We start from the raw sequence: 24,442 nt of genomic DNA on the forward strand, positions 1-24,442 counted from the left end.
GCTTCGGCGCCAACGGATTCGGGGGAGCGTGCCGACACTCAGCTGGCCTGATGGGCCTGGAGAAACTGCGCCTCGCCGTGGCCGAAGCACCAGTCGGCGTCCCGGTTCTCGGTGATCACGATCATCACGTTGGCGGGGTCGATATCGGCCTGGCGGGCCAGGTCATCGGTGATGCGGCGGTAGAAGGCCTGCTTGGCATGAGTCGGGCGACCGGCGCGCATAGTCAGTTGCAGGATAACGGCGTCGCGATGCCGGGCCTGCAACTCCATCTGCTCCACCGGCAGGGGCTGGATGATCTGGTAGCGATCATCCTCGGGGAAATCCAGGGTCTCGATGACCGCGGCGTTGACCAGGTCGGCGACCTTCTTGCGCCACAGCACCGGACGATGATCCGGCAGGGTAAGGGTCACGAGGGGCATGGCGTGCTCCCTGGCTGGGGCGCCGGAGCGGGCTCCGGCGCCGGGTTGGGGTCAGCCGCTCACAGGGTCGGCATGGTGAAGTGGTTGGTTTCCTCGCGGATGCCGCTGGGCCAGCGCTGGGTGATGGTCTTCATGCGGGTGTAGAAGCGCACGCCGTCGGGGCCGTGCATATGCAGCGGACCGAACAGCGAGCGCTTCCAGCCGCCGAAGCTGTGGAAGGCCATGGGCACCGGGATCGGCACGTTGACGCCGACCATGCCCACCTGGATCTGCTCGCAGAATTGACGGGCGGCGTCGCCGTCGCGGGTGAAGATGGCGGTGCCGTTGCCGTACTCGTGGTCGTTGATCATCTTCACCGCCTCGTCGTAGCTGGCGGCACGGGCGATGGCCAGCACCGGGCCGAAGATCTCCTCGCGGTGGATGCGCATCCCCGGCTTGACGTGATCGAAGAGGCTGCCGCCCACGAAGTAGCCGTCGCCGGCCCCCTCAATGCGTGCCTGGCGGCCGTCCACCACCAGCTCGGCGCCCTCGTCCACGCCGGCCTGGATATAGCCGCGGACCTTCTCCAGGTGCTCGCGGGTGACCAGCGGGCCCATGTCGTTATCGGGGCCATCCACCAGGCCCGGGCCGACGCGCAGCTTGTCAAGCTCGGCCACCAGCTTCTCGCGCAGCCGCTCGGCGGTCTCCTCGCCCACCGGCACGGCCACCGAGATGGCCATGCAGCGCTCGCCGGCGGAGCCGTAGGCCGCGCCCATCAGCGCGCCGACGGCCTGGTCGAGGTCGGCGTCGGGCATGATCACCATATGGTTCTTGGCACCGCCCAGGGCCTGGACCCGCTTGCCGTGCGCCGAGGCGGTAGCGTAGATGTACTCGGCGATGGGGGTGGAGCCGACGAAACTCACCGCCTGGACCCGCTCGTCGGTGAGCAGCACGTCCACGCTCTCCTTGTCGCCGTTGACCACGTTGAAGACGCCGTCCGGCAGGCCCGCCTCGCTGAGCAGCTCGGCCAGGCGCATCGGCGTGGAGGGGTCCTTCTCGGAGGGCTTCATCACGAAGGTGTTGCCGCAGGCCAGGGCCACGGGGAACATCCACATCGGCACCATGGCCGGGAAGTTGAACGGCGAGATGCCGGCGCAGACCCCCAGGGGCTGCATCATCGAGTAGCTGTCCACCCCGGTGCCCACGTTCAGGGAGTGCTCGCCCTTCTGCAGGTGGGGGATGCCGCAGGCGAACTCGACGACTTCCAGGCCACGGGTCAGCTCGCCCTTGGCGTCGGAGAACACCTTGCCGTGCTCGCGGGAGATCAGCCGCGCCAGCTCGTCGGCGTGCTCCTCGACCAGGGCCTTGAACTTGAACAGGATGCGCGCGCGCTTGAGCGGCGAGACCCTGGACCAGGTAGCGAAGGCCTCGGAGGCCGAACGCACCGCCTCGCGGGTCTCGTCGGCACTGGAGAGCGCCACTCGAAGGGACTCCTCGCCGGTGGCGGGGTCGTAGACGGGGGCGCTGCGCCCGCTGTGGCTGGCCTCGGCCCGGCCATGGATATAGTTGCCCAGCATGCTCATGGGGGAAACTCCTTTCGCTATTCGGTTATTGGGTGACCCGGAGGCCGGCCTCGTCGCAGAAGCGCTGCAGGTTGTCGTGGCCCAGGCGGGCATAGGTGAGCGGGTGGGCCACGGCGGGGTCCTGTTCGGCCTCCACCACCAGCCAGCCCTGGTAGTCGCTGTCGCGCAGCCCCTTGAAGAGGCTGACGTAGTCGATAAAGCCGTCCCCCGGCACGGTGAACATTCCGCCCAGCACACCTTCCAGGAAGCTGAGGTCGCGGTTGCGCAGGTCCTCCAGCACCTCCCTACGGATGTCCTTGCAATGCACATGTTTGATGCGCTCGGCGTACAGCTTCTGGGCGGCCACCGGGTCGCCGCCGGCGCCCACCAGGTGGCCGGAGTCGAGCAGCAGGCCAACCGACGGGGCGGTCTCCGCCATCAGCCGGGCGATCTCCTCGGGGGTCTCGATCAGGGTGCCCAGGTGGTGGTGATAGGCGATCGTCACGCCCTGGGCCTGGCAGTAGTCCGCCACCCGGTTGAGGCGCGGGATAAAGGTCTGCCACTCTTCTTCGCTCATGGTCGGGCTATGGGAGAGCGGCACGTCACGCTGGCCATGCACGCAGCGGCTCACCTCGCAGAACACCATGGCGGTGGCGCCCAGCGACTTGAGCAGGCGCAGGTGGGGCTTGATCGCCTCGATCTCCTCCTCGGCGGTACGGGTCAGCAGCTCGCTGCTGTACCAGCCGGAGACCAACGACAGGCCGTGGTTATCGAGGATGGGACCCAGCACCTCGGGGTCGCGGGGAAACTTGTGGCCCAGCTCGAAGCCGGAGAAGCCGGCCTGCTTGCCCTCGGAGAGGCAGGTCTCCAGGGGGGTATCGCCGCCCAGCGACGGCATATCGTCGTTGGTCCAGGTCAGGGGGTTGATGCCCAGTCTTACGCTCATATTGGACTCCTGAATTCGCTCGTGATGGGGTCGAGAGTTAGAGATTCTTGAATTGGCGGGCCTTATAGGCCTCGTAGCGGCTCCGGGCCTCATTGACCTCGGGACGCTCCGAGACCTCGGGCACCGCCACGTCCCACCAGGAACCGCCGTCCTGGGTATCGGCCAGGGCATCGGTGTCGATGGCGATCACGTAGCTGATCTCGGCGGCCTTGGCGCGCTCCAGGGCCGCCTCCAGCTCCTGGATATTGCCGACCCGCTCGGCCTTCGCGCCGAGCGCCGCGGCATGGGCGGCGAAATCGGTCTTGGGCGCGCCGCCCTCCACGGTCAGGCAGTCGTCGAGCATGTTGTTGAAGCCGGGGCCGCCGCAGAACTGCTGCAGGCGGTGGATGCAGCCGTAGCCACGGTTGTCGAGAACCACGGCGATGATCTTGTGACCCAGCATCACCGAGGTGGCGATCTCGGAGTTGAGCATCAGGTAGGAGCCGTCGCCGACCATCACGAAGACCTCGGAGTCGGGCATCGCCATCTTGGCGCCCAGGCCGCCGGCCAGCTCGTAACCCATGCAGGAGTAGCCGTACTCCAGGTGGTAGCCGCGGTGGAAACGGGTGCGCCACAGCTTCTGCAGCTCACCGGGCAGGCCGCCGGCGGCACACACCACGATGTCGCGCTCGCCGGCGGCGCGATTGACCGCCCCCACCACCTCGGCGTCACAGGGCAGATCGGTGCCGCGGTCGGCGGTGACCCGCTCCACGGTCTGGTTCCAGTCGGCGCGCAGGGCGGCGGCCTGCTCGATCCAGGCGCCCTCGGGGAGCCAGCCATCGAGGCCGGCGCTGAGCTCCGGCAGGCTGAGCTTGGCATCGCCCACCAGGGCCTGGCCCTTGTGCTTGACCGCATCGAAGGAGGCCACGTTGACGGAGAGCAGCTTCGCCTCGGGATTGATCAGGGCCCGGGAACCGGAGGCGAAGTCGCCCAACCGGGTGCCCACGGCGATGATCAGGTCGGCCTCGGCGGCCAGCGCATTGGCGGCGGCGCCACCGGTGACGCCGATGGTGCCCAGGTTCTGGACATGATCCCAGGGCAGGGCCCCCTTGCCGGCCTGGGTCTCGCCCACCGGTAGGTGGTAGGCGGAGACGAAGGCCTCGAACTCGGCCAGGGCCTCGGCGTAGTGGGCGCCGCCCCCGGCGATCACCAGCGGCTTCTTCGCCTGGCGGATCAGGGCGATGGCGTCCTCGAGTTCGCGACGGTCGGCGGCCTGACGCCGCGGCCGATGCACCCGCTCGGCGAAGAAGTGCGCCGGATAGTCATAGGCGAAGGTCTGGATGTCCTGGGGCAGCGCCAGGGTGACCGGACCACACTCCACCGGATCGGTAAGCACCCGCACCGCCTGGGGCAGCGAGGTGAGCAGCTGCTCGGGGCGGGTGATGCGATCGAAGAAGCGGCTCACCGGCTTGAAGCAGTCGTTGGAGGTCAGGGTGTGGTCATGGAAATTCTCCACCTGCTGCAGCACCGGGTCGGGCAGGCGGGTGGCGAAGGTGTCCCCCGGCAGGAAGAGCACCGGCAGGCGGTTGACGTGGGCCACGGCGGCGGCGGTGACCATATTGGTGGAGCCCGGCCCCGCCGAGGCGGTACAGGCCATCACCTGGCGGCGATTGAGCGTCTTGGCGTAGGCGATGGCGGCGTGGGCCATGCCCTGCTCGTTATGGGCCCGGTAGGTGGGCAGGGTCTCGCGGGCCTGGTAGAGGGCCTCGCCCAGGCCGGCCACGTTGCCGTGGCCGAAGATCGCCCAGACCCCGGGGAAAAGCGGCTGGATCTCGCCGTCGAGTTCGACCTTCTGGGCCATCATGTAGCGGACGACGGCCTGGGCCATGGTGAGTCGAATGGTGCTCATAGTCTTACCCTTCAAAGGCGCGTTACGGGATCAGGCGCGCTGGCGCGCCTGCCAGGTTTCCACCAGTTCCAGATAGTTGGCCAGCACGGCCTGGATCAGTTGCTCGTCGTCGTAATCGCCGCGCAACCACTTGCGGCTCGGCTCGCCGAAGATGGTGCGCCCCACCGCGAAGCCCTTGCAGACCTCGACGCCGGCGCTGTCCATGAAGCCCTGCTTGAGCTCCTCGGCCGGCGCGTCCAGGCCCAGCATCACCACGCCGCGGCAGTGGGGGGCGCGCTCGGCTAGCAGCTCGGTGATGCGTCGCCAAGCGGCCGGGGTCTGGGGCGGCAGCTTCCACCAGTCGGGCTGCACCCCCAGGTTGTAGATGCGCTGCATGGTGTGGAGGTAGGTGTCGTCGTCGCTGGCCATGTCGCGGGGCGGGATGATCTCCAGCAGCAGCTCGTGCCCGGAGGCGCAGCAGGCCCGGTAGAGCTCCAGCACCTGGCGCTCCTGGGCGCGACGCAGCTCGACGCCATCCTGGGGATGGAAGAACACCAGGCACTTGACGATATGCTCCCGGGGCCAACTCTTCAGGCGGCTGCCGATATCGCGACCGCCCTCCAGCTCGATGGGCCGGGAGCTGGGCAGCTCCACCGGGCGGCCGATCCACCAGCCGCGACCGGTGACGTCGTTGAGGGCGTCCTGGCCATAGGTGTCGTCGATCAGCACCCCCACCTGGCTCGCCCCCAGGCGCTCGGCGCCGCGCTCGGTAGCCTGCACCAGCAGGCGCTTCAGGGTCTTGATGCGTGCCGGATCGGCGCCCGCCTCCCGGGCCATGTCGAACAGCTGCTTGCGGTGGTCGAAGGCCAGGATGCACAGGTCCTGCCACTCGGTGGCGCTGCGCTGGGTGGTGACCCGATGCAGGTGGTTGAGTCGCGCGTCCAGGTCCGGGCGTGGGATCGACGCGGCCCGGGCCAGGTAGTCGTCGAGCTCCTCGGCACTGGGAATGGCCGGGGCGCAGCCGTGGCGGGAGACCACCAGGGCGCCGCAGGCGTTGGCATAGGCGCAGCTGCGCTCGTGGGACTCGCCGTTCAGCCAGCCGCGCAGGAAGCCGCTCATAAAGGCGTCGCCGGCCCCCAGCACATTGAGCACGTCCACCTTGACGCCGGTATGCACCACGAAGTCGGCCTCGCTGTCGGGGATGGCGCCGTCCAGCACGGTGCAGCCCTGGGCGCCCAGCTTGAGCACGATGGTGGCGTTGGTGAGCTCACGAATTCGTTTCAGGGCGGCGATGGTATCGGTGCTGCCGCCGGCGATATGCACCTCCTCCTCGGTGCCCACCACCAGGTCCAGGTCGGGCAGGATGCTCTGCAGGTGGCGGCTGACGCCTTCATTAGAGATAAAGCGGGTCTCGCCGTCGCCCAGGCCGGTCAGGCCCCAGAGCACCGGGCGGTAGTCGATATCCAGGATCACCTTGGTGCCGGCGGCCTTGGCGTACTCGATGGCAGTCTTGCTGGCGTTGTGGGTCCGCTCGGTGGAGAAGTGGGTGCCGGTGATCAGCAACGCCCGGCTGGAGGCGATAAAGGCCGGGTCGACGTCATCGGCCTCGAGGGCCATGTCGGCGCAGTCGTGACGGTAGAAGATCAGCGGGAAGGTGTCGCGATCCTTGATACCCAGCAGCACCAGGCCGGTGAGGCGCTCGGGGTCGGTGATCACATGGCCGGTGTCGACGCCGGCCCGGGCCAGCTCCTCGCGCACGAAGCGCCCCATATGCTCGTCGCCCACCCGGGTCAGCATGGCGCTCTTGAGCCCCATGCGGGCGGTGCCATAGGCGATATTGCCGGAGGAACCGCCGAGGTACTTGGCGAAGCCGCTCATGTCCTCCAGGCGGCTACCGATCTGCTCGCCGTAGAGGTCGACGGCGGCGCGTCCCAGGCAGATCAGGTCGAGGGTCTTGGTGTCAGTCATGGGCTCGCATCCTAGACTTGGCCAGTCCCGAGCCCCGCTCGCGCGGCTCGGCCGGTCGGTGATGGGTGAAGATGCCGGTTTATGTGTTCCACTTGGAATTTATTTTAGAACGAAGATTCCATCCATTCAATAAATGGAAAGGATGATTCGTTCTTCTTTAGTCGCATGCCGGACCCTCCCGATCCCATCTCGAACCACCTCCCGAAACAGGACAGCCCCGGTCCCTGCCGGGCCCGGGGCTGTCCACACACCCATGTCGACTCCGCTCAGCCGTAGAAGGCGGGACGCTCGGGCATCTCGATGGCCTCGATGGCGCCGCTCTCCTGGGCCTTGACGCAGACGTCCCCGGCGATGGCCGCGGCATAGCCGTCCCAGGAGGAGGGCCCCTCGATGCGCCCGGCGGCCACGCCGTCGATAAAGGCCTGGAGCTCCACGTCGAAGGCCTCGCTGAAACGCTTCTTCCAGTCCTGGAGGATCTCGTTGGAGAGCCGCCCGGCCTGGCGGAACTGCAGGCTCTGGGGCTCGGGCAGCCGGGCGATGCCCTCCTCGCCGACCACGTCACACTGGATGTCGTAGCCATAGCGGCAGTTGACGAACACCTCCACGTCGATGCGCACGCCCTTCACCGTCTCCAGCATGACGATCTGCGGGTCGGCGACCTGGTCATGGGCATGGCGGGTCTTGCGCGGAAAGACCACCTGGGCGCTCCGGTAGTCGTCGTCGAGCAGCCAGCGGAAGGTGTCCAGCTCGTGGATCAGGGTGTCGTGGATCGCCATGGGGGTGATGTAGCGCTCCGGCACCTCGGGGTTGCGATGGGCGGCGTGCACCATCAGCGCCTCACCCAACTGGCCGCCGTCGATGGCATCCTTCATCATCCGGTAGCCGCTGTCGTAGCGGCGCATGAAGCCCACCTGCACCAGGCGGCGGCCGGCCTCGATCTCGGCGTCGATGATATGCCGGCAGCCCTCGGCGGTAGTGGCCAGCGGCTTCTCGCAGAACACCGCCTTGCCGGCGGCGATGGCCGCCAGCACGTACTCCTCGTGGGTCGGCCCCCAGGAGGTGACCAGCACCGCATCCACGTCATCGGCGGCGATCAGCGCCTGGCCGTCCTCATAGACCCGGGCCTCGAGACCCAGGCGGTCGACTACGGCCCGGGCCTGCTCCTGGTTGACGTCGGTGACGGCGACGATCTCGCCGCCGGTGAGCTGCTGGATGATACGGCGGGCGTGCTCCTCGCCGATCATGCCGGTGCCGATGACTCCGATTCTGACTGTCATGGTGTTGTCCTTTTACTGGTTCCAGTACTTGTCGACGTAACGCTGAATCTCCTGGCGCATGAAGCGGGACGACTCCACGGCCCGCTCCTCCCAGCCGAAGACGCAGCTGGAGAGCACCCCATCGAAGCCCACCTCGTGCAGGGTCTTGAAGAAGACGTCCCAGTCGATCTCGCCCTCGCCGATGTTCAGGTGCTGGTGCACCCGGGCCTCGGAGCCCGGCGGATTGACGATATAGCGCAGTTGGGAGGAGGCCTTGTGGTTGAAGGTGTCGGCGACCCGGGCATGCACCAGCTCGCCCCGGGTGGCGCGAATGGTCTCGGCCAGGTCATCGCCGTAGTAGAAGCAGTGCGGCGCGATATAGGAGCACTTCACCGACGGGGAATCGATGGTCTTGATGATCTCCACCGCCGGCTCCATGGTCTCGATCCAGTCCTCCGGATGGGGCTCGACGCTCAGGGTCAGGCCCTCGCGCTCGAGGATCGGCACCAGCACGTCCATGGAGCGCCAGAAGGCGTTCTCGCAGGCCTCGGGGGTGTGGATGCCCTGGCGGTCGGCCTGGGAGCGCTCCACGGAGCCGCCGCGACCGAACTCGGAGATCAGGGTGTCGCACTCCAGCTCCACGGCCACCTCGATGATGCGCTTCCAGTTGTCCATGGCCATTTCCCACTCGTCCCGGTAGGGGCTGGACCAGCGGTACATGGGCTGCATGGTGGCCAGGCCCACGTCGTGCTCGCGCATGGCCTTCTTGAAAGCCTGGATAGCGGCGGGATAGGTGCGCGGCCGAGTCCACCAGACCATGAAGTCGGGGCGCGGCGAGAGCTCGACATAGTCGTAGCCGAGCTCCTTGGTGAGGCGACAGATCTCCGGCAGGGAGAGGTGGCGATGCATATGCGGATCGAGGGCGATCTTCATTCGGTCATCCTCCTGGGTTCTGGGGTGGCTCAGGCGAGGCCGGCGCGGACGAAATCCATGCTCTGACGCAGCTCGCTCACCGGATCCACGGCGGCGTGCACCGAGTCGGCGAAGGGCTCGAAGGAGAGGTAGCCCTGGTAGCCCTCCTCCAGCAGCCGGCGGATCTGGCCGAGGTTGTCGAGGCGGTCATCCTCGCCCACCAGCAGCCGATGGGGGTCGAGCATCGCCTCGAAGCCGACGGCCGGGTCCTCGACGCCGGAGATATGCACCAGCCCCGTGCGTTCGGCGAAGAACTCGCGCTCGCCGGCGCCCTGGTGGTGGAAGGTGTCGTGGACCAGGCCGAAGCGCGACTCCAGCCCCAGCTCGCGGATGGTCTGCACCGCCTCGGCCTTGGTGCGCAGGGTGGAGATCGGGAAGCCCAGCGGCTCGACGAAGCCCCTGAGGTCATGGCGCCCGAGGATGGCGTCCAGGGAGGTCAGCGCCTGCTCCAGGCGAGCGCGCTGCTCCTCGGGAGAGGCCGTGTCGTCGCCGTCCACCAGCGGGCAGAGCACCAGGCCGCGGCCGCCGGCGGCGGCGAGCAGTTCGGCCATGGCCTCGGCCTGGGCGGCGCGTTCCTCGTTCCAGATATTGAAAGGATAGAGGGCGTTGAGGCTGAGCACCTCGATGCCCAGTTCCCGGGCCCGGCGACCGGCGGCCTGGGCCTGCTGCCGATCAGTCAGGCTGTTATCGCCCACGTCGTTGCGCAGCTCCACCGCGCCCACCCCCATCTCGGCGGCGGTCTCGATCAGCTGCAGCGGCGTCCAGCGCGGGCAGACCATATGGTTGAGGGCGAACTTCACGTTGGTTTGAGCCATGGCGGCCTCCGGATTGAGGGCGTGATTATCGTGGTTGTTGTGGTCTGCCCGAAGACTAGAACAATTATTCCACTTTATCAACAGACTGAATATTTCATTTTAACCACCGCCGATCCGCCGGCATCCCGGGCATGGCGCGGCTCTCCCCTATTCCACCCCCGATCGACTACGACCAAAGACGAAGGCCACGGAGCGCCCGAGGCGCCCAGAGAGGCCATTGCCAGACCCAGCATTCTATACTAACGTTTCAATGGAATTTTTATTCCCAAGGTGCTAGGGTGTGAGCATACCGACACCCGGACGCTGACCAGTCATCGGCAAGGCGGACACCATGAATCAGACCCCACAGGACTTCACCACCCTGGAAGCGCGTATCACCGCGGACTACCCGGCGCTGAGCCGGCGCCTGCAGCAGACCGCCCGCTTCCTGCTCGACCACCCCCAGGAGGTGGCCTTCGCCACCGTGGCCAAGCTGGCCGACCAGGCCGGGGTCACCCCCTCGACCCTGATCCGCTTCGCCAACAGCTTCGGCTTCAAGGGCTTCTCGGAGATGCAGCAGCTGTTCCGCGCGCGCCTGGTGGACGAGTTGCCCAACTACACCGAGCGGATCCGCGCCGTGCGCACCGCCACCGGCGAGACGCCGGACAGCACCGAGCTGCTGTGGGAGTTCGCCGAGGCCAACCGGGAGGTGCTCGACCAGTTGCCGGGGCGCATCGACCCCCGCCACCTGGAGCAGGCCCTGGATATCTTCGAGAAGGCGGAAATCGTCCATGTGATGGGGGCCCGGCGCAGCTTCGTGGTGGCCAGCTACATGGCCTACGCGCTGCAGCACGTGGACAAGCGCACCCAACTGGTCAGCGGCCTGGGGGGCATGCACCTGGAGCAACTCAAGTCCATGGGCGACCGGGATGCGCTGATGGTGGTGAGCTTCTCGCCCTATGCCCAGGAGTCCCGGGAGGCGGCGGAGGAAGCCAAGGCGCGGGGCCTGCCGCTGGTGGTGATCACCGATTCCAGCTTGAGCCCCCTGGCCCGGCTGGCCGACGTCTCGCTGGTGGTGCACGAGGCCGAGGTCAAGAGCTTCCGCGGCCTGACCGCCTCGCTGTGCCTGACCCAGACCCTGGCCATCGCCCTGGGGGTGCGCCAGGACAAGGCGCGGGATGGCGTCGACGATGGCAGCGACTCCCCCGCCGTGCGCTGACGCCACCAGGCGACCCATTTCTCAACCGTTTTCAGGAGGGCATTCGCATGACCTCACTCCTCGTTCGTCCCCAGCACCCCGACGCCCAGGGCAAGGTGCTGGAAGTCACCCCGCAATCCGCCGGCTGGGAGCACGTGGGCTTCCGCGTCCACCGGCTGGCCAAGGGCCAGCGCCTGGAGGCCAATACCGAGGGCCGCGAGCACTGCCTGGTGCTGCTGAGTGGCCGCGCCACCGTGAGCTGCGGCGAGCAGCGCTGGGAGGACATCGGCCAGCGAATGGATATCTTCGAGAAGGTCCCGCCCTACGCCGTCTACCTCCCCGACGGCGTGAGCTATGGCGTCGAGGCCACCACCGACATGGAGCTGGCGGTGTGCAGCGCCCCCGGCCACGGCAATCACGCGCCGCGGCTGATCGCCCCCGACCAGATCAGGCGCAGCACCCGGGGCAGCGGCACCAACACCCGGCATATCCAGGACATCCTGCCGGAGACCGAGCCGGCGGACGGCCTGCTGGTGGTGGAGGTCTATACCCCGGCGGGCAACTGGTCCAGCTATCCGCCCCACAAGCACGACGTGGACAACCTGCCCGAGGAGTCGATCCTCGAGGAGACCTACTACCATCGCCTCAACCCCGCCCAGGGCTTCGCCTTCCAGCGGGTCTACACCGATGATCGTAGCCTGGACGAGACCATGGCGGTGGAGGATGGCTGCTGCGTGATGGTCCCCCGGGGCTACCATCCGGTGGGTACCCCCCATGGCTATGAACTCTACTACCTCAATGTGATGGCCGGCCCCAAGCGCAACTGGAAGTTCCAGAACGACCCGGCTCATGAATGGATCGTCAAGCAGTGATCGTCCCCTGATACAGGTCGGACGTCTCTTCGCCCCGCTCACTGCGGGGCTTTTTTATGCCCGAACGGGCGGCCGGCACGCCGACCAAAAAACGGAACAATAATTCTATTTATACCAAAGTATAGAATAATATTTTTGCAAAATTTCAAAATGGAATCTAAATTCCATATCAGGGTTCGATGGAAAACCTGCTCCTTTCACCAGTCCCGCTGGCAATAACCACAACGACACGCAATAGGAGACTCGCTATGAAACGCCTGCTACTCGGCGCCGCCCTTGCCACCCTCTGCTCCACCAGCGCCATGGCTCAGACCATCGGCGTCTCGGTGGCCTACTTCGACGACAACTTCCTCACCAGCATGCGCAATGCCATGCAGGCCGAGGCCGAGAACCAGGGCTGGGACATCCAGTTCCTGGATGCCCAGGGGGATATCGGCCGCCAGCTCAGCCAGACCCAGAGCCTGGCCGCCCAGGGGGTCGACGCCATCATCATCAACCCGGTGGATACCGCCGCCACCAGCATGATGACCCAGACCGCGGTGGAGAGCGGCATCCCCCTGGTCTATGTCAACCGTCAGCCCGAGGGCGACGACCTGGATCACGAGGACGTGGCCTTCGTCGGTTCCGAACAGCGGGTGGCCGGCGAGCTTCAGATGCAGGCCCTGGCCGAGAGGCTCGGCGGCGAGGGGCGCGTGGCGGTGATGCTCGGCGAGCTCTCCTCCAGCGCCACCCACGAGCGTACCGCCGGGGTCGAATCTGTCTTCGACGCCTACCCGGGCCTGGAGCTGGTCGACATGCAGACCGCCGACTACCAGCGTACCGAGGCCATCGACCTGATGAATAACTGGATCGTCGGCGGCGAGCGGATCGATGCCATTGCCGCCAATAACGACGAGATGGCCCTCGGTGCCCTGATCGCCATGAAGCAGTCCGGCATCTCCCCCACTGACATCCTGGTGGGCGGTATCGATGCCACCCGCGATGCCCTGGACGCCATGCAGCGTGGCGAGCTGGCAGTCAGCGTCTTCCAGGATCCGGTCGGCCAGGGCGGCGGCGCCGTCGAGGTGGCCATCGATCTGGCCAATGGCGAGCCGGTGGAGAGCATCAATATGGTGCCCTTCCAGTTGGTGACCCCCGACAACCTCGACGACTTCCTCACCAATTGATGCTCGCGGGCCCGCCGGTTGGCGGGCCCTCATCGCCTCAGGAGTCTCCCCCATGGCTACGATGATTGCCGAAGCCCCGACCGTGGACGCCGCCGAGTATCTGCTCGAGGTGGTCGATGCCCGCAAGACCTTCCCCGGCGTGGTCGCCCTGGACAATGTCCGGCTCAAGATTCGCCCGGGCACCGTGCATGCCCTGATGGGCGAGAACGGTGCCGGCAAGTCGACCCTGATGAAGATCATCGCCGGGGTCTATATCCCCGACCAGGGCGAGGTGCGCCTGCATGGCCGGCCGCTGGACCTCAAGGGCCCGCTGGATGCCCTGGAGGCCGGCATCGCCATGATCCATCAGGAACTCAACCTGATGCCCTTCATGACCATCGCCGAGAATATCTGGATTCGCCGCGAACCCCTCAATGCCTTCGGCCTGGTCGATCACCCCCGCATGCTGCGGATGACCGAGGCGCTCTTCGAACGCCTGGGCATCGATATGGATCCGGAAACCGAGGTGCGCCGCCTCAGTGTGGCGGAACGCCAGATGATCGAGATCGCCAAGGCGGTCTCCTATGAGTCCGACGTGCTGATCATGGATGAACCCACCTCGGCGCTCACCGACCGCGAGGTGGAACACCTGTTCCGCATCATCAATGACCTGCGCGCCCAGGGTAAGGGCATCATCTATATCACCCACAAGATGGATGAGGTCTTCGAGATCGCCGACGACATCTCGGTATTCCGCGATGGCCAATTTATCCACGCCGCCCCGGCCAGCGAACTCGACTCCGACAAGATCATCCAGTTGATGGTGGGCCGCGAGGTGACCCAGATGTTCCCCAAGCAGGAGGTCCCCATCGGCGAGGTGGTGCTCTCGGTCAAGGACCTCAGCCTGGAGGGCGTCTTCGAGAACGTCAGCTTCGACCTGCGCGCCGGGGAAATCCTGGGCATCGCCGGCCTGGTGGGCTCCGGGCGCACCAATGTCGCCGAGACCCTGTTCGGCGTCACCCCGGCCAGCGGCGGCAGCATCGCCATCGACGGCGAGGAAACGCAGATCACCTCGCCCCACCAGGCCATGCTGCGCGGCCTGGCGCTGCTCACCGAGGACCGCAAGGAGACCGGCCTGTTCCTCGGCCTGTCGGTGATCGAGAACATGGAGATGGCGGTGCTGCGCGATGGCTACACCCGGGGCCCCTTCGTCGAGCAGGGCCGCCTCGATCATGAGTGCGACACCATGAAGGCCCTGCTGCGGGTCAAGACGCCGAGCCTCGACGAGCGTATCGGCAACCTCTCCGGCGGCAATCAGCAGAAGGTGCTGATCGGCCGCTGGCTGATGACCCAGCCGCGGATCCTGATCCTCGACGAGCCGACCCGCGGTATCGACGTCGGCGCCAAGGCCGAGATCCACAAGCTGATCAGCAAGCTCGCCGGCCAGGGTGTGGCGGTGATCATGATCTCCTCGGAGCTGCCCGAGGTGCTGGGCATGAGCGACCGCATCCTGGTGATGCACGAGGGCAGGGTCACCGGCGTTCTCGACCGGGCCGAGGCCAACCAGGTGAACATCATGGAGCTGGCCTCCACTCCCCTGACACCGGCGGATGCCTGAGCCGACACACCAAGACAGCCAAGGGTAAAGACAATGACGACAACAACCGACACCAATACGCCGCTCGAAGCACCCAAGAAGCGTAAGCGCAAGATCCCCACCGAGGTCAGTATCTTCCTGGTGCTGATCGGCATCGCCGTGCTGTTCGAGGTTCTCGGCTGGGCGATCCGCGGCGACTCCTTCCTGATGAACCCGCGCCGCCTGCTGATCATGATCCTGCAGATGTCGATCATCGGCATCATCGCCATCGGCGTGACCCAGGTGATCATCACCGGCGGCATCGACCTCTCCTCGGGATCGGTACTGGCCCTGACCGCCATGGTGACCGCCAGCCTGGCCCAGCAGTCGGAGTACCTGCGCGCCGTCTATCCGGCGCTGACCGACCTGCCCTGGGTCTTCCCATTACTCGCCGGCCTCTTGGTCGGGGCCCTGGCGGGGCTGGTCAACGGCGCCCTGATCGCCTTCGCGGTGATCCCGCCCTTTATCGCCACCCTGGGCATGATGGTCAGCGCCCGAGGCATGGCCCGCGCCTACACCGACGGCCAGCCGGTCAGCATGCTCACCGAGCAGTTCACCTGGATCGGCTCCGGCGCCAACCCGGTGATCATCTTCCTGGCGGTGGCGGTGTTCTTCCATATCGCCCTGAAGTACACCCGCTACGGCAAGTACACCTACGCCATCGGCGCCAATCCCCAGGCCGCCCGGGTCTCCGGCATCAACGTGCGCCGGCACCTGGTGCTGGTCTATACCATCGCCGGCCTGCTCGCCGGCCTGGCCGGGGTGGTGGCCTCGGCCCGGGCCGGTACCGGCCAGGCCGGCATGGGCCTGATGTATGAGCTCGATGCCATCGCCGCGGCGGTGATCGGCGGCACCAGCCTGGCCGGCGGCGTGGGCCGCATCGCCGGCACCGTGATCGGCGCCCTGATCCTCGGCGTGATGCTCTCGGGCTTCACCTTCCTGGGCGTCGACGCCTACTACCAGGACATCGTCAAGGGCGCGATCATCGTCGCCGCCGTGGTGATCGACCAATACCGCCAGCGCAAGCGCAACAAGACCGTCTAAGCCCGACCCCGCCGCGCCGGAAGACTCCGGTGCGGCCCCCTTTCTCGCCAGTCAACGCCCGCCTGACCGAGGCCTTCGCCTCGGCCAAGGGCCATGCCTTGCCCATTCGCCACAGGGAGGTCACCGCCCCAGTCACGCAAGCCAGCAACACCCACGCTAACTCGCCAACACAACAACGATGACATGAGGAATGCAGTGAAGACTTCAATAACAACCTTGATGGGATCCTTCGCCCTCGCCGCCACCGCCCCGACCTTCGCCGGCATCACCCTGGAAAACGAGCAGGGCCGACTCAGTTTCGGCGGCGATGTGGAACTCGATATCAATTCCTACAACACCCAGTCGGGCCCCATTTTCACCGACGACGAGATCGATACCAGCGACGAGTACAACCAGACCGGGCGCATCCTGCTCGACGTGAGCGGCGAGCGCACCAGCGCCACGGGCAATTACGCACGCTTCAAGGCGCAGCCGCTGATCCAGACCGACGGCGGTTTCGGCCTGGATGATGCCTGGCTGGCCCTGGGCAACGCCGGCGGCCTGGAACTCAAGGTCGGCCGCTTCGAGGCCTTCGACCTCTTCCCCCTGGGCCAGGACGTCTTCGTCGGTTACAGCGGCGACACCTCGGATGGCCTCTATGCCGATGGCCAGGGCTATGTCTATCAGGCCAAGGAGGGCCGCGGTCGTGCCGGGGACTCGGGCCAGGTGCTGCTCGGCCAGCGCAGCGGCGACTTCTATGCCGAGCTCGCCACCCTGTTCGGGGATCGCACCGACCTCTTCGAGAACGGTAACAACGGCGGTACCTACCACGGCTTCGCACTCGAGGAGAGCAAGAACTCCTTTATCGTGCGCCCGGTGCTGGCCTGGACTCCCGGCCCCTGGACGCTGGCCATAGGGGCGGAAACCAACCTGGTCGACGATGCCCTGGTCGATGAGCGCGGCGAGGATATTAGCGACCGCACCGGCTATGGCACGCGCCTCTCCTACGCCGCCGGCGACTGGTCGGTCAACGCCAACCTGGCCTACCTGGATGCCCATGAGGAGGACAACCTGTCCCTGGGCCTCAATGCCCTCTGGGGTAACGCCGGCCTGGGCTATATCCATGCCCGCAACGAGATCGACGAGGTCAAGCCCGGGGCCATGGGAAGCCTGACCGAACCGGGCGAATACACGGTGGATACGCTCTATGCCTCCTACCGCTTTCCCAACGCCATCGGCATCGAGAACTTCGACCTCTACCTCGGCGCCTTCTATAGCCGGGTCGATCACGAGGCGATCGACGACCTGGACGACGCCGACCGCTATGGTGGTCGCCTGAGGTTCAAGTACCACTTCTGAGCCCCGCCCCTCGCTCGTGTGTCCTCTTGCCCCGCCTCGGCGGGGCTTTTTGCACTCAGGCCTATGGCGCCCGGACTCACCCCAGCGCCTTGATCAGCAGTTGCACGCCGACGATCACCATGGCGACGATCACCAGCCGATAGAAGAGCGCCTCGCTGACCCGATGCTGCAGCCACAGGCCGTTCTTGACCCCGGCCCAGGCCACCGGCACCAACAGAAGCGAGGCCCAGATGCTGGTCAGGTTGATCTCGCCAAGCCACAGGTAAGGCGGCACCTTGATCAGGTTGACCGCGGCGAAGGCGATGGCGCTGGTGGCGATAAAGGTTTCCTTGGAGAGTCGCCGCGGCACCAGATAGAGGTTGAGCGGCGGCGCCCCGGCATGGGCCAGGAAACTGGTGAAGCCGCAGCCGGCGCCGGCGGGCAGGGCCCAACGCGGCGAGATGGGGCGCCCCGCCGCCGGGCGCAACAGCATATAGGCGGCGAACAGCAGCGAGAGGAGGCCCAGCAAGAGGCGCACGCCGTCCTCGTCGAGGCTGCCGGCCAGCAGGGTGCCGACGGCCACCCCCAGCGCCAGGCCGGGCAGCAGGCGGCGTACCTCGGCGCCATCATGGCGGCCCCACCAGGCGCGCACGGTGAAGGCATCCATCACCAGCAGCAGCGGCAGCAGCAGGCCGGCCGCCTCGATGGGGCCGATGGCCAGCGCCATCAGCGGTACCGAGAGGGTGCCGAAGCCCCCGGCGAAGCCACCCTTGGAGACCCCGGTGAGGTAGGTGGAGAGCACGATCAGGCCCCAGGCGAGCCAGGAGTAGTCGGGCAGCATCGAAGGTCCTTTTCAGCGCAGCAGGGTCAATAGCAGGGCCGCGAGGCCCACCGCCAGGGCGGTGAGCACGGCGATATCCACGGCGCGATCCAGCCAGCGGTCGAACGCGACTCGCTGGCCGGGACGGGGGCGGCGGGTGGCGCCGCGACTGGATCGGCGTGAAGACATGGGAGCCTGTCGTGGGGGTACGGTTCTTTATCATAAGCGCAATTCGTCCCCCTACCAACGGCGGGGGTAGAGGGGCTTTACTGAGGACAGGCCGTCGCGGGGCGCCGCGTCCCCTCCCTGAAAACTCGACGTGATCGTCCCTGATAAAGACGCTCTGCCCTGCCCCGGCGCCCCTCGGCATCCCAGCGGCAATAATCGCCGACATTGCAACGCCCCTCAGGTCTCGGGATGATTGCGAGCAAGCTAACGATTAACAGGGTGCTAACCATGTCTCGACTCGCCTCGACTCCCCTCTCGGTGCTCGACCTGGCCCCGGTGCGCCAGGGCGGCAGCATCGCCGACAGCTTCCGCGAGACGGTGCAACTGGCCCGCCAGGCGGAGGCGCTCGGCTTCACCCGCTACTGGCTGGCGGAGCATCACAACCTGGAGGGCATCGCCAGCGCCGCCACGGCGGTGCTGATCGGCCATGTGGCCGGCGCCACCTCGACGCTTCGCGTGGGCAGCGGCGGCATCATGCTGCCCAACCATGCGCCCCTGGTGGTCGCCGAGCAGTTCGGCACCCTGGAGACCCTCTACCCTGGGCGCATCGACCTGGGTCTGGGCCGTGCCCCGGGCACCGACGGCGCCACCGTAGCGGCCCTGGGCCGAGATCCCCGCGCCGGGGCCGACGACTTCCCGGCACGTCTCGAGGAGCTGCGCGGCTACCTGGACGAGGCCACCCCGGGGCAGCGGGTGCGTGCCATTCCCGGCCAGGGCATCCGGGTGCCGATCTGGCTGCTCGGCTCCAGCGACTACAGCGCCCGCCTGGCCGGGCGCCTGGGGCTGCCCTTCGCCTTCGCCGCCCAGTTCGCCCCGGGCTACCTGTTCGAGGCCCTGCGCTGCTACCGGGAGGCCTTCCGGCCCTCGCCGCAGCTAGATGCCCCCTATGCCCTGGTGGGGCTGCCGGTGATCGCCGCCGAGAGCGACGCCCTGGCCCACTACCTGGCCACCAGCGCCCAGCAGAAGTTCCTCAACCTGATTCGCGGCCGGCGCACCTTCTCCCAGCCCCCGGTGGAGGCGCTCGACTGGACGCCGCGGGAGCGCGCCCAGGTGGAGCAGTTCCTGGGCGCCGCCATCATCGGCGGCCCGCAGACGGTACGTGACGAGTTGGAGGCCTTCCTGGCGGCCACCGGTGCCAACGAGCTGATGATCAATACCGACGTCTACAGCGCCGAGGATCGCCTGGCCAGCTATCGCCTGGTGGCCGAGGCTAAGGAGCGCTGAGGGCGTCGACATCCTCACCGCTCCCCAGCGGCTTCCCGTCCGAAAATCGCCCGAAGACGGTTGTCTTGCATGGCGGGCGTCCTTCTGCTGGGATGCGGGGACGAGGCCGATGCCGGTCTCGCCCTAAGCAAGGCAAGAAGCGGGCCAGGCGAACGAATCCCGTGCCCCGGGTTCCAAGGGGGCAGTCACCGATAGGAGTTGTCATGAGCGATCCCCATGATCCGCGCCACAACTCGGCCTGGCAGGCCGCCCGCCAGTGGCAGGCCCGCGCCCGCCAGGCGCGTCCCCAAGGCCTGCTGGGCACCCTCAAGCTGCTGCTGCTCTGGGTGCTGTTCGGGGTGATGATGGTCGTCGCCCTGGTGCTGGGCCTGGTCTTCCTGCTGCTGGGCTGGGCCTTGATGCCGCTGCTGCGCTATCGCTTGAAGAAGCGCATGGAGCAGATGCGCGCCGACCAGGCCCAGGACGTGGGCGGCGATTACCATGCCTCGCCGGGACGCCACGAGACCCTGGAGGGCCACTACGAGGTGAAGTCGGACGAGCACGACGACCCCCGCCGCTGAGCCAGGTCCCGCCGCCATAAAAAAGCTCCCGCGGGGGAGGCGGGAGCCAAGGGGATTATGCTTGAGTCGCATCTCGGAACGATGCAAGGGTACGCCTGGCGTACCACCAGACAGCGCCACCCTACACCCACCCCGACTGATGCAGCCAATTTATTGGCCGCATCATGCCAATAGCCATTCTCTAACTCTTCTCGGTGGCTTGCCGGCCGCTCGCCCTGTCGAGCCGTTGCCCGCCATGCAATAGCCAGTAGGCCAGACCACCGGCCACCACGCCCCAGAAGGCGGCGCCTAGGCCCAGGAAGTCGACGCCCGAGGCGGTGGCGATAAAGGTGATCACCGAGGCCTCCAGGTGGTCCTTCTGGGCCGCGAAGGCGCTGAGGTTGCTGGCGATGGCACCGATCAGCGCCAGCCCCGCCAGCACCGCCACGAACTCCCCGGGCAGCGAGGTGAAGAGCGCCACGATGGTGCCGGCGAAGAGGCCGCCCAGCAGGTAGAAGCCGCCGTTGGCGACCCCGGCCACATAGCGCTTGGCGGGGTCCGGATGCGCCTCCTTGCCGGTGCACAGGGCGGCGGTGATCGCCGCCACCACGGTAGTAATGCCGCCGAAGGGCGCCGTGGCCAGCGACGTCAGGCCGGTCACCGCGAGGATCGGCCGGGCCGAGGCGTCATAGCCGGCGCCGCGCAGGATCGCCATGCCGGGCAGGAACTGGCCGGTGAGGCTGACCAGCACCAGCGGCAGGGCCAGGCTCAGGGTGGCGTGCCAGCTCCACTCGGGCCGGATAAACTGCGGCTCGGCCAGTTGCAGGGAGATGCCCTGCAGGCTGGCGCCCTCCAGCCCCACCGCCAGCGCAATACCCACCAGCAGCAGGATGATCAACCCATAGCGGGGCGTCAGGCGCCGCGCCACCAGGTAGGTGATCAGCATGCCGATGGCCAGCCCCGGCGCCGCCTCCAGGGAGAGGAAGACGCCGACCCCGAACTGGAAGAGGATGCCGGCCATCATGGCGGCGGCGATGCCCGGGGGGATCGCCCTGACGAGGCGGTCGAAGGAGCCGCTGACGCCGATCACGATCAGCAGCAGCGCCGCCGTCAGATAGGCCCCCACCGCTTCGTTCAATGACAAGCCCGGAAACAGGGTCACCAGCAAGGCCGTGCCCGGCGCCGACCAGGCGGTGATCACCGGCACCCGGAGCCACAGGCTGAGCACGATCCCCGAGACGGCGGCGCCCAGCGAGATGGCCCATACCCAGGAAGTCATCATGGCCTCGGAGACCCCGGCGCCCTGGGCAGCCTGGAAGAAGATCGCCAGGGGCCCCGAGTAGGAGATCAGCACCGCCACGAAGCCGGCGGTAATGGCGGGAAGCGAGACATCCTTGAGGCGCGACATGGTCAAAGTCCCTCTTAACGACAAAGGAAAAAGCCCGGGCCGACAGGGCCCGAGCCAAGGGGAATGACGAGACTATCAGGCAGCGGGCTTGCCGGGCCGCTCGCGGCGCGTCAGCAGGAACTCGAAGTCCTTGGTCTCGAAGAGCATCGAGATCAGCACGCCCAGCACCAGGGCCCAGAAGGAGGCGCCGATGCCGAGGATCTGCAGGCCGGAGGCGGCGATCAGGAAGGCGAAGAGGCCGCCCATCTCGTGCTTGCCGGAGAAGGCCATATGCACCGCCGAGGTGATCACCCGCAGCAGGGCCAGGCCGGCGATGATGGCGATAAAGTAGCCCGGCATGGCCTCGATCAGGCTGACCACGAAGCCGTAGAAGGGCGCGGCGATCACGAAGATGGCCCCGGTCACCACCGCCGCCACCCAGCGCTTGTCGCGCTCACCGGCCTCCGGCGAGGAGCAGATGCCGGTCATCGGCGCGGCGATGCAGGTGCTGTGCAGGTTGAAGAAGGCCGAGAGCATGGTGCCCACGCCGCCCACCGCGGTAATGGCGTTGGCCGGCACGTCCTTGTAGCCCATGCCCTTGATCAGCCCCACCCCGGCGGGGGTCTCCATGCCCACCAGGATCAGCGCCAGCGGCAGGCCATAGGCGAGGAAGGCGTTCAGGGTGAACTCCGGCACGATGAACTCGGGGAAGGTCACCGAGAAGGTCACCGCGGAGAAGTCGACGCCGCTATAGGCCATGTAGGCGATACCGGCCAGCATGGCGACGATCAGCGGCGGCACCCGGCGCAGCAGACGGGCCGAGAAGAAGAAGGCCAGGATCATGATCGCCGCCGGCAGCATGGCGTTCTCCAGCGGCGCCACCATATTGAGGCCGAACTTGAGCAGCACCCCGGCCACCATGCCCATGACGATGGGCATGGGAATCAGCTTCATGACGATGCCCATGACCCCGGCCAGGCCGGCGACCAGGGAGATGGCCCCGGCGATCAGGGTCGCCCCCAGGGCGGCCTCCAGGCCCACCACGGGGATGATGGCGGCGAACAGCAGGGCCCCGGGGATGGAGTTGGCCATGGGCATGGGCAGCCGGTAGTAGGCCGGCATCACCAGGCCGAAGAGGCCGTTGATCATCAGGTAGCTGATCACCCAGATCATGATGAAGTGGGAGTCGAGGCCGGCGGCGGTGCCGGCGCTGATATGGATGATCCCGGCGCTGAGGCCGAAGATGCCGGCGACCACGCCGGCACTGAGGTTGTCGACGTTGAGGTCGCGGAGGAAGTCCCTGGGCGCGGACCTAAGGCCTACGCCCTTCTCGAGATGTTTCATGGTGTGCTCCAGGGGAATTATTGTCGTTGGAATCCTGCCGGGCCCGTTCGCCGGGCCCTGTCATCCGATCCGGTCATCCGATCCGGCCATCGGCTAGCCGAGGTCGCCGCCGGCCACCGGCAGCACGCTGCCGGTGACATAGCTGGCCTCGTCCGAGGCGAGGAAGAGGATCGGCGCGACCATCTCGTCCAGGGTGCCGTAGCGGTGCATCAGGCAACTCTGCTTGGTCTGGTCGATATGCGCCTGGAACCAGGCCTGCTCGGTGGCGTTGCGCGGCTCGGGGGTGCCCCGGGAGATGCGCCGCGGCGGTGCCTCGGTGCCGCCGGGGGCGGTGGCCACCACGCGGATGCCGTGCTCGGCGACCTCGAAGGCCAGCGAGGCGGTCAGGGCGTTGACGCCGCCCTTGGCCGCCGAGTAGGGAATCCGATGGATGCCCCGGGTGGCCGCCGAGGAGACGTTGACGATGACGCCACCGCCCTGCGCCACCATGCTGGGCAGCACCGCCCGGCAGCACCACAGGGTGGGCATCAGCGAGCGGGTAATCTCGGCGGCGATCTCGTGGTCGCTGAACTCGGTGAACGGCTTGAAGTTGATCGCCCCGCCCACGTTATTGATCAGGATATCGAGGCGTCCGAAGCGCTCGACGCTCTTCGCCATCACCTCGGCGGCGCCTTCCCAGGTCTCCAGGTCGGCCTGCAGGGCGATGGCCTCGATGCCCTGCTCGGTCAACTCGGCCACCACCTCGTGGATCAGCTCGGCGCGATCCACCAGGGCCAGGCGGGCGCCCTCGGCGCCGGCCCGCTCGGCGACCCGCCGGCCGATGCCCTGGGCGGCCCCGGTGATCACCATCACCTTGCCTTCGAATCGAGTACGGCTCATGCGGCCTCCCCCGCCGCATTGGGCGTGAACTTCTCGTAATGGAAGCTCTGCGGCACGATGCCCTCGGCATCGAAGTGCTTGAGCACGGCGTCGACCATGGGCGGCGGCCCGCAGAGGTAGACGTCCACGTCACCGTCATGCATGACGTCGGCGTCCATATGGTGGGTGACATAGCCCTTGCGCGGGTGATCGCTGGCCTCGTCCACTACCACGGTGGCGTAGGTAAAGCCCGGCAATTGCTCGGCGAAGGCCGCCAGGGCGTCCACCTTGACCAGGTGATCGTCCTGGTTGACCCCGTAGATCAGATGGATCGGCTGATCACAGCCCTTCCCTTCTTCCCGTTTCTGGGCCAGTTGCTCGAGCATGGAGAGGAAGGGCGCCAGGCCCGTGCCGCCGGCCAGCATCAGCACCGGGCGCGTCACCTCGCGCAGGTAGAAGCTGCCCAGGGGGCCGGTCAGGCTGAGGCGGTCGCCCGGTGCGGCGCGCTCGGCCAGGTAGCCGCTCATCACCCCGTTCGGGATATTGCGGATCAGGAAGGTGGCACGCCCCTCCCCCGGCAGCGAGCTGAAGGAGTAGGAGCGGTGCGCCTCGCTGCCCGGTACATCGATATGCACGTACTGGCCGGGCAGGAAGGTCAGCTCGCTGCCCTCGTCCAGGTCCACGACCAGCTCGATGCTGTCCTCGGAGAGCGACTCCACCGCGGCCAGGGTTCCCTCCACCTTGCCCACCGCGGTCTTGCACAGGGTGGAGGCCACCGGGACCTGGATGACGCAGTCGGAGGACGGCACCATCTGGCAGGTCAGCACCATGCCCTCGGCGGCCTCCTCGTCGGAGAGGGCGTCCTCGATATATTCGTCACCCATGTCGAAGGCGCCCTGCTCGCAGTGCCCCTTGCAGGTGCCACAGACCCCGTCGGAGCAGTCCATGGGCAGGTTGACCTTCTGGCGGTAGGCGGCGTCGAGGACGGTCTCGCCCGCCTTGCAGCCGATAAAACGGGTGACGCCATCCTCGAAGTTGAGGGCAATGGTATAGCTCATGGTGGCTCT

At 67.2% G+C, this 24,442-nt stretch carries 22 protein-coding genes; 8 read left to right on the forward strand and 14 right to left on the reverse strand.

Annotated elements, in window-relative coordinates; genetic code table 11:
* Positions 1 to 38: 38 nt before the first annotated feature.
* The 8 genes from NFU04_RS02355 to NFU04_RS02390 all read right to left on the reverse strand — a co-directional run bounded on the left by NFU04_RS02355 (position 39) and on the right by NFU04_RS02390 (position 9,784).
* Positions 39 to 419, reverse strand: a complete 381-nt coding sequence (locus tag NFU04_RS02355; RefSeq protein WP_251307929.1) for a tautomerase family protein — start codon at positions 417 to 419, stop codon at positions 39 to 41.
* 59 nt (positions 420 to 478) lie between these two features.
* Positions 479 to 1,981 (reverse strand): CoA-acylating methylmalonate-semialdehyde dehydrogenase, encoded by a 1,503-nt coding sequence (locus NFU04_RS02360; protein ID WP_251307930.1) that lies wholly within the window; start codon positions 1,979 to 1,981, stop codon positions 479 to 481.
* A 25-nt stretch (positions 1,982 to 2,006) separates the two neighbouring features.
* Positions 2,007 to 2,906 carry a myo-inosose-2 dehydratase gene (gene iolE / locus NFU04_RS02365; RefSeq protein WP_251307931.1) on the reverse strand — a complete coding sequence of 300 codons (900 nt, stop codon included), beginning with the start codon at positions 2,904 to 2,906 and terminating at the stop codon, positions 2,007 to 2,009.
* A 37-nt stretch (positions 2,907 to 2,943) separates the two neighbouring features.
* A complete protein-coding gene (iolD, locus tag NFU04_RS02370; RefSeq protein ID WP_251307932.1) occupies positions 2,944 to 4,794 on the reverse strand; it encodes a 3D-(3,5/4)-trihydroxycyclohexane-1,2-dione acylhydrolase (decyclizing) in 1,851 nt (616 codons plus the stop codon).
* A gap of 30 nt (positions 4,795 to 4,824) precedes the next feature.
* Positions 4,825 to 6,741, reverse strand: coding sequence for a bifunctional 5-dehydro-2-deoxygluconokinase/5-dehydro-2-deoxyphosphogluconate aldolase (locus tag NFU04_RS02375; protein ID WP_251307933.1), 1,917 nt, complete (start codon positions 6,739 to 6,741; stop codon positions 4,825 to 4,827).
* Between the two features lie 266 nt (positions 6,742 to 7,007).
* Positions 7,008 to 8,018, reverse strand: coding sequence for a Gfo/Idh/MocA family protein (locus tag NFU04_RS02380; RefSeq protein WP_251307934.1), 1,011 nt, complete (start codon positions 8,016 to 8,018; stop codon positions 7,008 to 7,010).
* A gap of 12 nt (positions 8,019 to 8,030) precedes the next feature.
* Positions 8,031 to 8,930: a sugar phosphate isomerase/epimerase family protein gene (locus tag NFU04_RS02385; RefSeq protein WP_251307935.1), complete on the reverse strand. Its 900-nt coding sequence runs from the start codon at positions 8,928 to 8,930 to the stop codon at positions 8,031 to 8,033.
* Positions 8,931 to 8,959: 29 nt separating this feature from the next.
* Complete coding sequence (locus tag NFU04_RS02390) at positions 8,960 to 9,784, reverse strand: TIM barrel protein (protein WP_251307936.1); 825 nt, start codon at positions 9,782 to 9,784, stop codon at positions 8,960 to 8,962.
* A gap of 331 nt (positions 9,785 to 10,115) precedes the next feature.
* Between NFU04_RS02390 and NFU04_RS02395 the strand changes: the two genes are divergently transcribed.
* The 6 genes from NFU04_RS02395 (at position 10,116) to NFU04_RS02420 (ending at position 16,996) form a co-directional block, all read left to right on the forward strand.
* Positions 10,116 to 10,982 carry a MurR/RpiR family transcriptional regulator gene (locus NFU04_RS02395; protein WP_251307937.1) on the forward strand — a complete coding sequence of 289 codons (867 nt, stop codon included), beginning with the start codon at positions 10,116 to 10,118 and terminating at the stop codon, positions 10,980 to 10,982.
* A gap of 47 nt (positions 10,983 to 11,029) precedes the next feature.
* Positions 11,030 to 11,833 (forward strand): 5-deoxy-glucuronate isomerase, encoded by an 804-nt coding sequence (iolB, locus tag NFU04_RS02400; RefSeq protein WP_251307938.1) that lies wholly within the window; start codon positions 11,030 to 11,032, stop codon positions 11,831 to 11,833.
* A gap of 248 nt (positions 11,834 to 12,081) precedes the next feature.
* Positions 12,082 to 12,999 (forward strand): sugar ABC transporter substrate-binding protein, encoded by a 918-nt coding sequence (locus NFU04_RS02405; protein ID WP_251307939.1) that lies wholly within the window; start codon positions 12,082 to 12,084, stop codon positions 12,997 to 12,999.
* Positions 13,000 to 13,051: 52 nt separating this feature from the next.
* Entirely contained in the window at positions 13,052 to 14,596 is a 1,545-nt protein-coding gene (locus tag NFU04_RS02410; protein WP_251307940.1) for a sugar ABC transporter ATP-binding protein, read from the forward strand.
* 33 nt (positions 14,597 to 14,629) lie between these two features.
* On the forward strand, positions 14,630 to 15,658 hold the full coding sequence (locus tag NFU04_RS02415) for an ABC transporter permease (RefSeq protein ID WP_251307941.1): 1,029 nt from the start codon (positions 14,630 to 14,632) through the stop codon (positions 15,656 to 15,658).
* A gap of 219 nt (positions 15,659 to 15,877) precedes the next feature.
* Positions 15,878 to 16,996 carry a carbohydrate porin gene (locus NFU04_RS02420; RefSeq protein WP_251307942.1) on the forward strand — a complete coding sequence of 373 codons (1,119 nt, stop codon included), beginning with the start codon at positions 15,878 to 15,880 and terminating at the stop codon, positions 16,994 to 16,996.
* A 76-nt stretch (positions 16,997 to 17,072) separates the two neighbouring features.
* Here the strand turns inward: NFU04_RS02420 and NFU04_RS02425 are convergent, their stop codons facing one another.
* Together NFU04_RS02425 and NFU04_RS02430 are read right to left on the reverse strand one after the other, a co-directional pair.
* Positions 17,073 to 17,816, reverse strand: a complete 744-nt coding sequence (locus NFU04_RS02425; RefSeq protein WP_251307943.1) for a sulfite exporter TauE/SafE family protein — start codon at positions 17,814 to 17,816, stop codon at positions 17,073 to 17,075.
* 12 nt (positions 17,817 to 17,828) lie between these two features.
* The gene (locus tag NFU04_RS02430) at positions 17,829 to 17,984 is read right to left on the reverse strand and encodes a hypothetical protein (protein ID WP_251307944.1); all 156 of its coding nucleotides are present in this window, start codon (positions 17,982 to 17,984) and stop codon (positions 17,829 to 17,831) included.
* A 267-nt stretch (positions 17,985 to 18,251) separates the two neighbouring features.
* Between NFU04_RS02430 and NFU04_RS02435 the strand changes: the two genes are divergently transcribed.
* Positions 18,252 to 19,247 carry an LLM class flavin-dependent oxidoreductase gene (locus NFU04_RS02435; RefSeq protein ID WP_251307945.1) on the forward strand — a complete coding sequence of 332 codons (996 nt, stop codon included), beginning with the start codon at positions 18,252 to 18,254 and terminating at the stop codon, positions 19,245 to 19,247.
* 203 nt (positions 19,248 to 19,450) lie between these two features.
* Complete coding sequence (locus tag NFU04_RS02440; RefSeq protein WP_251307946.1) at positions 19,451 to 19,807, forward strand: hypothetical protein; 357 nt, start codon at positions 19,451 to 19,453, stop codon at positions 19,805 to 19,807.
* A 181-nt stretch (positions 19,808 to 19,988) separates the two neighbouring features.
* Here NFU04_RS02440 and NFU04_RS02445 read toward each other — a convergent pair whose 3' ends face one another.
* The 4 genes from NFU04_RS02445 to benC all read right to left on the reverse strand — a co-directional run bounded on the left by NFU04_RS02445 (position 19,989) and on the right by benC (position 24,433).
* The gene (locus tag NFU04_RS02445; RefSeq protein WP_251307947.1) at positions 19,989 to 21,194 is read right to left on the reverse strand and encodes a benzoate/H(+) symporter BenE family transporter; all 1,206 of its coding nucleotides are present in this window, start codon (positions 21,192 to 21,194) and stop codon (positions 19,989 to 19,991) included.
* Positions 21,195 to 21,269: 75 nt separating this feature from the next.
* Positions 21,270 to 22,517, reverse strand: coding sequence for a benzoate/H(+) symporter BenE family transporter (locus tag NFU04_RS02450; protein ID WP_251307948.1), 1,248 nt, complete (start codon positions 22,515 to 22,517; stop codon positions 21,270 to 21,272).
* A 93-nt stretch (positions 22,518 to 22,610) separates the two neighbouring features.
* Complete coding sequence (gene benD / locus NFU04_RS02455) at positions 22,611 to 23,396, reverse strand: benzoate diol dehydrogenase BenD (protein WP_251307949.1); 786 nt, start codon at positions 23,394 to 23,396, stop codon at positions 22,611 to 22,613.
* Positions 23,393 to 24,433: a benzoate 1,2-dioxygenase electron transfer component BenC gene (benC, locus tag NFU04_RS02460; protein ID WP_251307950.1), complete on the reverse strand. Its 1,041-nt coding sequence runs from the start codon at positions 24,431 to 24,433 to the stop codon at positions 23,393 to 23,395. Before benC ends, benD begins: the two co-directional genes overlap by 4 nt.
* Positions 24,434 to 24,442 lie beyond the last annotated feature (9 nt).

Origin of the sequence: Halomonas sp. NCCP-2165, from assembly GCF_023708045.1 — a bacterium.
In the GTDB taxonomy this organism is placed as follows: domain Bacteria; phylum Pseudomonadota; class Gammaproteobacteria; order Pseudomonadales; family Halomonadaceae; genus Bisbaumannia; species Bisbaumannia pacifica.

Coding starts and splice junctions, on each gene's coding strand:
- benC (WP_251307950.1), bottom strand. CDS start 24,433: ATGAGCTATACCATTGCCCTCAACTTCGAGGATGGCGTCACCCGTTTT.
- iolB (WP_251307938.1), top strand. CDS start 11,030: ATGACCTCACTCCTCGTTCGTCCCCAGCACCCCGACGCCCAGGGCAAG.
- iolD (WP_251307932.1), bottom strand. CDS start 4,794: ATGAGCACCATTCGACTCACCATGGCCCAGGCCGTCGTCCGCTACATG.
- benD (WP_251307949.1), bottom strand. CDS start 23,396: ATGAGCCGTACTCGATTCGAAGGCAAGGTGATGGTGATCACCGGGGCC.
- NFU04_RS02430 (WP_251307944.1), bottom strand. CDS start 17,984: ATGTCTTCACGCCGATCCAGTCGCGGCGCCACCCGCCGCCCCCGTCCC.
- NFU04_RS02415 (WP_251307941.1), top strand. CDS start 14,630: ATGACGACAACAACCGACACCAATACGCCGCTCGAAGCACCCAAGAAG.
- NFU04_RS02385 (WP_251307935.1), bottom strand. CDS start 8,930: ATGAAGATCGCCCTCGATCCGCATATGCATCGCCACCTCTCCCTGCCG.
- iolE (WP_251307931.1), bottom strand. CDS start 2,906: ATGAGCGTAAGACTGGGCATCAACCCCCTGACCTGGACCAACGACGAT.
- NFU04_RS02420 (WP_251307942.1), top strand. CDS start 15,878: ATGGGATCCTTCGCCCTCGCCGCCACCGCCCCGACCTTCGCCGGCATC.
- NFU04_RS02380 (WP_251307934.1), bottom strand. CDS start 8,018: ATGACAGTCAGAATCGGAGTCATCGGCACCGGCATGATCGGCGAGGAG.
- NFU04_RS02390 (WP_251307936.1), bottom strand. CDS start 9,784: ATGGCTCAAACCAACGTGAAGTTCGCCCTCAACCATATGGTCTGCCCG.
- NFU04_RS02375 (WP_251307933.1), bottom strand. CDS start 6,741: ATGACTGACACCAAGACCCTCGACCTGATCTGCCTGGGACGCGCCGCC.
- NFU04_RS02395 (WP_251307937.1), top strand. CDS start 10,116: ATGAATCAGACCCCACAGGACTTCACCACCCTGGAAGCGCGTATCACC.
- NFU04_RS02410 (WP_251307940.1), top strand. CDS start 13,052: ATGGCTACGATGATTGCCGAAGCCCCGACCGTGGACGCCGCCGAGTAT.
- NFU04_RS02355 (WP_251307929.1), bottom strand. CDS start 419: ATGCCCCTCGTGACCCTTACCCTGCCGGATCATCGTCCGGTGCTGTGG.
- NFU04_RS02425 (WP_251307943.1), bottom strand. CDS start 17,816: ATGCTGCCCGACTACTCCTGGCTCGCCTGGGGCCTGATCGTGCTCTCC.
- NFU04_RS02405 (WP_251307939.1), top strand. CDS start 12,082: ATGAAACGCCTGCTACTCGGCGCCGCCCTTGCCACCCTCTGCTCCACC.
- NFU04_RS02445 (WP_251307947.1), bottom strand. CDS start 21,194: ATGTCGCGCCTCAAGGATGTCTCGCTTCCCGCCATTACCGCCGGCTTC.
- NFU04_RS02435 (WP_251307945.1), top strand. CDS start 18,252: ATGTCTCGACTCGCCTCGACTCCCCTCTCGGTGCTCGACCTGGCCCCG.
- NFU04_RS02360 (WP_251307930.1), bottom strand. CDS start 1,981: ATGAGCATGCTGGGCAACTATATCCATGGCCGGGCCGAGGCCAGCCAC.
- NFU04_RS02440 (WP_251307946.1), top strand. CDS start 19,451: ATGAGCGATCCCCATGATCCGCGCCACAACTCGGCCTGGCAGGCCGCC.
- NFU04_RS02450 (WP_251307948.1), bottom strand. CDS start 22,517: ATGAAACATCTCGAGAAGGGCGTAGGCCTTAGGTCCGCGCCCAGGGAC.